This is a genomic window from Micromonospora maritima (assembly GCF_902825405.1).
Taxonomy (GTDB): Bacteria; Actinomycetota; Actinomycetes; order Mycobacteriales; family Micromonosporaceae; genus Micromonospora; species Micromonospora maritima.
The window spans coordinates 1-5664 of the sequence record NZ_CADEAU010000355.1 but is presented as its reverse complement, the minus strand read 5'-3'; the positions used below and the strand labels follow the sequence as shown (position 1 = coordinate 5664).

Here is a 5664-nt window from a genome sequence, read left to right as displayed (position 1 = left end):
GGACGCCCTGGTCACCGGCTGGCGCGGGCAGGGGCCGGTGCACCTGCCCGGCGGCCGCCTCGTCCACCGCCGGGCCGGCCGCCTGACCGGCTGACCCGTCGCCTCCCGATCCGCCGCGCCAGTTCGGGGAGGTGGTGCGGTCCGGGTGGCGGTCGATGCCGCCACTTCGGCGGCCTGGTGCCGGGACTCGCCAGGTCGGGGACGTGGCGGGGTCCAGGGCTGGTTGATGTGGCACACCTCGCCGACGGGGCGGCGGGTCAGGCGTCCGTGCGTTCGCGGAACGTGGTGCGGTAGGCGTGCGGCGTGGTGCCGACCCGACGGGTGAAGTGGTGTCGCAGTGCCGCCGCGTCGCCGAAGCCGGCCTGGTCGGCGACGCTCTCCACGCTGAGCCGGGTGTCCTCCAGCAGCCGCCGGGCCAGCAGCACCCGTTGGTTGGTCAGCCAGTCGTGCGGGGTGGTGCCGGTCTCGGCCCGGAACCGGCGGGCGAACGTTCGCGGGGCCATGTCGGCCCGGGCGGCAAGCTCGTCCACGGTGACGGTGCGGTCGAGGTGGCCCATCAGCCACTCCAGCACCGGTTCGAGCGTGGGGGCCTCCGGCGCGCGGGGGATCGGCGCCTCCACGTACTGGGCCTGCCCGCCGTCGCGGTGCGGCGGGACGACCATCCGCCGGGCCAGCCGGGTGGCCACGGCCGAGCCGTGCGCCTGGCGTACCAGATGCAGGCAGGCGTCGATCCCGGCGGCCGTGCCGGCGCTGGTGAGCAGCCGGCCGTCCTGCACGTAGAGCGAGTTGCACCGGACCCGGGCCGCCGGGAAGCGCTGCTGGAGCTCGTTGACGTGCCGCCAGTGGGTGGTGCAGTCGCGCCCGTCGAGCAGGCCGGCCTCGCCCAGCACGAACGCGCCCGCGCAGACGCTGAGCAGCCACGCGCCCCGGTCGGCGGCGCGACGCAGTGCGGCGAGCACCGGCTCGGGCACCGGCGTCCCCTCGGCGTGCGCCGGCACGGCGACCAGGTCGGCCTCGTCGACGGGCGCGAGGTCGGCGGTCGGGGTGAGCAGGAAGCCGGAGCGGCTGCGGACCGGGCCGCCGTCGGCGGTGCAGACATCGAACCGGTAGCCGGGGAAGCCGTCGACGGTGCGGTCGGTGCCGAACACCTCGGCGACGACGCCGAGTTCGAACGCGGCGACCTCGTCGAGGGCGATGACGGCTACCGAACGGAGCATGTGACGAGGGTAACCGGAGAGGTGGCAGGAAATCGATGCCCGCTGGCATTTCTGCCACTGTCCGGACCGGACGGCGGACCGGAAAATCGATGGTGTCCGGTGCGCACCGGCGGCGAAAACCATCCGAACCGCGTGAAAGCGAGCGCCGCCATGACCGTCGTCCTGCTCCTGCTCTTCCTGCTCCTCCTCGTCGGCGCCAGCGCCCTCGGGCTCACCGCCGACACCCGCGACTCGGCCGACTGGAAGCCGACCGACGACGGCCGGCGCTGGCGCTCCCGCACCTGCTGAGGTGATTTGCCTCGTTCGCGCCGAAAATCCCCGGCGGGACCGCGCCAAAAGGGGCGGCCCCGCCGACGGAGGCCATCCGGCGTACGGCAGGCTAGGAGCATGGCTGACGGCTCCTGGTACGACGCCGACATCGACCACGTGATCATCTCCGAGGCGCAGATCCGCGAGAAGACCGCGGAACTGGCCAAGCAGGTCTCGGCGGACTACGCACACGTCGAGGACGGTCTCCTGCTCGTCTGCGTGCTCAAGGGCGCGGTCATGTTCATGGCCGACTTCGCCCGCGCGCTGGGCCGCCAGGGCCCGCCCGCCGAGCTGGAGTTCATGGCCGTCTCCTCGTACGGCCAGGGCACCACCTCGTCCGGCGTGGTCCGCATCCTCAAGGACCTGGACCGGGACATCGCCGGCCGGCACGTGGTGGTCGTCGAGGACATCGTCGACTCCGGCCTGACGCTGTCCTGGCTGCTGCGCTACCTGGAGTCGCGCTCGGCGGCCAGCGTCGAGGTGGTCGCGCTGTTCCGCAAGCCGGACGCGGTCAAGGTCGAGGTGCCGGTGAAGTACGTCGGCTTCGACATCCCCACCGAGTTCGTCGTCGGCTACGGCCTCGACTTCGGCGAGCGCTACCGCGAGCTGCCCTACGTCGGGGTGCTCAAGCCCGAGGTCTACGCCCGCGCCTGAGCGTCGGTGAGCCCGCCGTCAGCGGACGTTCAGCGGGCTCTCAGCCTTTCGGTCTACGGTAGAGGCCGGTGACGTGGAGGCACCCTCCACGCCCGACCCCTCGAGCCGCGTGACCGGGCGCTGTGGGCGGGTCGGGTGCGGAGCTCCCCGCCACGCCGGCTCAAACCCTGGTTCGCCCTACGCGTAAGTGACGGGCTCACAAGCTCACATCTCGCTCGTACGGTGTACCGTCGAATGACCGTGGTGCGGCAGTTCGCGTGCCCCGGGGGTCGGGCCGGCCCGCACGGCGGCCCCGGCCGCCGCCCGAGGCGGCGACACCATTCAGACGGTCAGGACGTCGATCAGGAGGATGCGGGCGTCTCGGCGCCCGACGACAGCATGGAACGTACGCGTTTCTTCCGCCGACCGGTGGTCTGGATCATCCTGGTCATCCTCGGCGCCGTTGTGCTCAGTCAACTGTTCACCGCTGGTCCCAGCTACCACCGCGTGGACACGTCCGTCGCGCTCGACCAGCTCAACAAGGGCGGTATCGAGAAGGTCGTCTTCCAGGACAAGGAGCAGACGCTCCAGCTCGACCTGAAGGACAAGGCCAAGTTCGGCGACACCAACACCGACAAGATCGAGGCGCAGTTCCCGTACGAGGTCGGCGGCCAGGTCTGGAACCAGGTCCGCGAGGCCGAGGCGGCGGACCGGATCACCGGCCCGGTCGACACCAAGGTGTCGTCGGACAGCATCTGGGTCAGCCTGCTGGTCAATCTCCTCCCCATCGCGCTGCTCGTGCTCCTGCTGCTGTTCTTCATGTCGCAGATGCAGGGCGGCGGCTCGCGGGTGCTCAACTTCGGCAAGTCCAAGGCGAAGATGATCACCAAGGACACGCCGAAGACCACCTTCGCGGACGTGGCCGGTGCGGACGAGGCCGTCGAGGAACTGCACGAGATCAAGGACTTCCTGCAGAACCCGGCGAAATACCAGGCCCTGGGCGCCAAGATCCCGAAGGGTGTGCTGCTCTTCGGCCCGCCCGGTACCGGTAAGACGCTGCTCGCCCGCGCGGTGGCCGGCGAGGCCGGGGTCCCCTTCTACTCGATCTCGGGCTCCGACTTCGTGGAGATGTTCGTCGGTGTCGGCGCCAGCCGGGTCCGCGACCTCTTCGAGCAGGCCAAGTCGAACGCGCCGGCGATCGTCTTCGTCGACGAGATCGACGCGGTCGGCCGGCACCGCGGCGCCGGCATGGGCGGCGGCCACGACGAGCGGGAGCAGACCCTCAACCAGCTCCTGGTCGAGATGGACGGCTTCGACACCAAGGGCGGGGTCATCCTGATCGCCGCCACCAACCGGCCCGACATCCTCGACCCGGCGCTGCTGCGCCCGGGCCGCTTCGACCGGCAGATCCCGGTCGACGCCCCCGACATGGAGGGCCGCAAGGCCATCCTGCGGGTGCACGCCAAGGGCAAGCCGTTCACGCCCGACGTCGACCTCGACGCGGTCGCCCGGCGTACCCCGGGCTTCTCCGGAGCCGACCTGGCCAACGTGATCAACGAGTCCGCGCTGCTCACCGCCCGCAAGGAACAGCGGGCGATCAGCAACGACTCGCTGGAAGAGTCGATCGACCGGGTGATCGCCGGTCCGCAGCGCCGGACCCGGGTGATGAGCGACCAGGAGAAGAAGATCACCGCGTACCACGAGGGTGGGCACGCGCTCGTCGCCTGGGCGCTGCCGCACGCCGCTCCGGTGCACAAGGTGACCATCCTGTCCCGGGGCCGGTCGCTGGGCCACACGCTCGTCCTCCCCACGGAGGACAAGTACACCCAGACCCGCGCCGAGATGATCGACACCCTGGCGTACGCGCTGGGCGGCCGGGCGGCCGAGGAACTGGTGTTCCACGAGCCGACCACCGGCGCCGGCAACGACATCGAGAAGGCCACCCAGCTGGCCCGCGCGATGATCACGCAGTACGGCATGAGCTCCAAGCTCGGTGCGATCAAGTACGGCACCAGCGGCGACGAGCCGTTCCTCGGCCGCAACATGGGCCACGAGCGGGACTACTCCGACGCGGTCGCGGCCGAGATCGACGGCGAGATGCGTGCGCTGATCGAGCTGGCCCACGACGAGGCCTGGGAGATCCTGGTGGAATACCGGGACGTCCTGGACAACATGGTCCTGGAGCTGATGGAGAAGGAGACCCTCTCCACCGCCGACATGGCCCGCATCTGCGCCCGTGTCGTCAAGCGCCCGCCGATGGCCCCCTACCACGGCTTCGGCAAGCGCCAGCCCTCGACCGAGCCGCCCGTGCTCACCCCGGCCGAGAAGGACGCGCTGCAGAAGCAGGCCACGGCCGACGGCATCTCGGTCGGCGGTTCCAGCAACAACTCGGACGGTACGCACTGAGCACCGACCCGACGGCCGGCTCCCCTGACCGGGAGCCGGCCGTTTCCGCGACCGAACCCGACGGCGACGACGCGCTCGACTACGTGGCCGCGCGCCTGATCAGCGGCAAGCTGACCGGCGGCCCGGTGGAGCAGAGCGTCGACCTGGCCCGGATCGAGAAGGCCGTCCGGGAGATCCTCATCGCCGTCGGGGAGAACCCCGACCGGGACGGCCTGCAGCAGACGCCGGCCCGGGTCGCCCGCGCGTACGCCGAGCTGTTCGCCGGCCTGCGGGTCGACCCGACGCAGGTCCTCCGCACCACCTTCGAGGCCAACCACGAGGAACTCGTGCTGGTCCGGGACATCGACGTGATGAGCCTGTGCGAGCACCACCTGCTGCCGTTCCGGGGCAGCGCGCACATCGGCTACATCCCCGGCCCGGACGGCCGGATCACCGGCCTGTCCAAGCTGGCCCGGCTGGTCGAGGTGTTCGCCCGCCGGCCGCAGGTGCAGGAACGGCTCACCTCGCAGATCGCCGACCTGCTGATGTCCAGCCTCGCCCCGCGCGGCGTCATCGTGGTGCTCGAGTGCGAGCACATGTGCATGGCGATGCGCGGCATCCAGAAGTCCGGCGCCAAGACCATCACCTCGGCGGTCCGGGGCGGCCTGCAGAACGACGCCAAGTCGCGGGCCGAGGCCATGGCGCTGATCATGCACCGCTGACCCGGCAACCTCGACGGCCGCGTGCTCCCGCCCGGGAGGCGCGGCCGTCGGCGTCGCGGGCGGGTCAGCCGGGCAGCATGGCCAGCAGCAGCCCGGCGGCGGTGAGCACCGCCGGGATCAGGCAGACCAGGGCGCCGAACCGGGGTGTCCGGTCCACCCGGTCGGTCGGGCGGGGGCGGAAGAGCCGCCCCACCGCCAGCCACCCCAGCATGAACGCGACCGCCGGCAGCGGCAGCCCCACCAGCAGCGCCAACGCGGTCACCGGCCCCGCACCGGCAAGCGCGTACAGGGTGAGCTGGAGCAGCGGCACCACAAGCGCCAGCGGCCCGTACACCAGCAGGTTGCGCGGTCGGGCCGGCCAGCGGGCCAGCCGGGGCAGGCCGCGCGCGCCCAGCGTG

5 protein-coding genes and 1 pseudogene are annotated in these 5664 nt (G+C 71.6%); 4 read left to right on the top strand and 2 right to left on the bottom strand.

Annotated elements, in window-relative coordinates:
- Window positions 1-257: 257 nt before the first annotated feature.
- The gene (locus tag HUW36_RS24260) at window positions 258-1217 is read right to left on the bottom strand and encodes a GlxA family transcriptional regulator (protein ID WP_174530289.1); all 960 of its coding nucleotides are present in this window, start codon (window positions 1215-1217) and stop codon (window positions 258-260) included.
- Window positions 1218-1367: 150 nt separating this feature from the next.
- Here HUW36_RS24260 and HUW36_RS24255 point away from each other — a divergent pair, with 150 nt between their 5' ends.
- The 4 genes from HUW36_RS24255 (at window position 1368) to folE (ending at window position 5266) form a co-directional block, all read left to right on the top strand.
- On the top strand, window positions 1368-1505 hold the full coding sequence (locus tag HUW36_RS24255; protein ID WP_174530288.1) for a hypothetical protein: 138 nt from the start codon (window positions 1368-1370) through the stop codon (window positions 1503-1505).
- Window positions 1506-1604: 99 nt separating this feature from the next.
- A complete protein-coding gene (hpt, locus tag HUW36_RS24250; RefSeq protein WP_091568626.1) occupies window positions 1605-2180 on the top strand; it encodes a hypoxanthine phosphoribosyltransferase in 576 nt (191 codons plus the stop codon).
- Between the two features lie 378 nt (window positions 2181-2558).
- The gene (gene ftsH / locus HUW36_RS24245; protein ID WP_174530287.1) at window positions 2559-4565 is read left to right on the top strand and encodes an ATP-dependent zinc metalloprotease FtsH; all 2007 of its coding nucleotides are present in this window, start codon (window positions 2559-2561) and stop codon (window positions 4563-4565) included.
- Between the two features lie 83 nt (window positions 4566-4648).
- Complete coding sequence (gene folE / locus HUW36_RS24240; RefSeq protein WP_246248307.1) at window positions 4649-5266, top strand: GTP cyclohydrolase I FolE; 618 nt, start codon at window positions 4649-4651, stop codon at window positions 5264-5266.
- A gap of 64 nt (window positions 5267-5330) precedes the next feature.
- Here folE and HUW36_RS24235 read toward each other — a convergent pair.
- A pseudogene (locus HUW36_RS24235) lies at window positions 5331-5664 on the bottom strand (hypothetical protein); the annotation flags it as partial.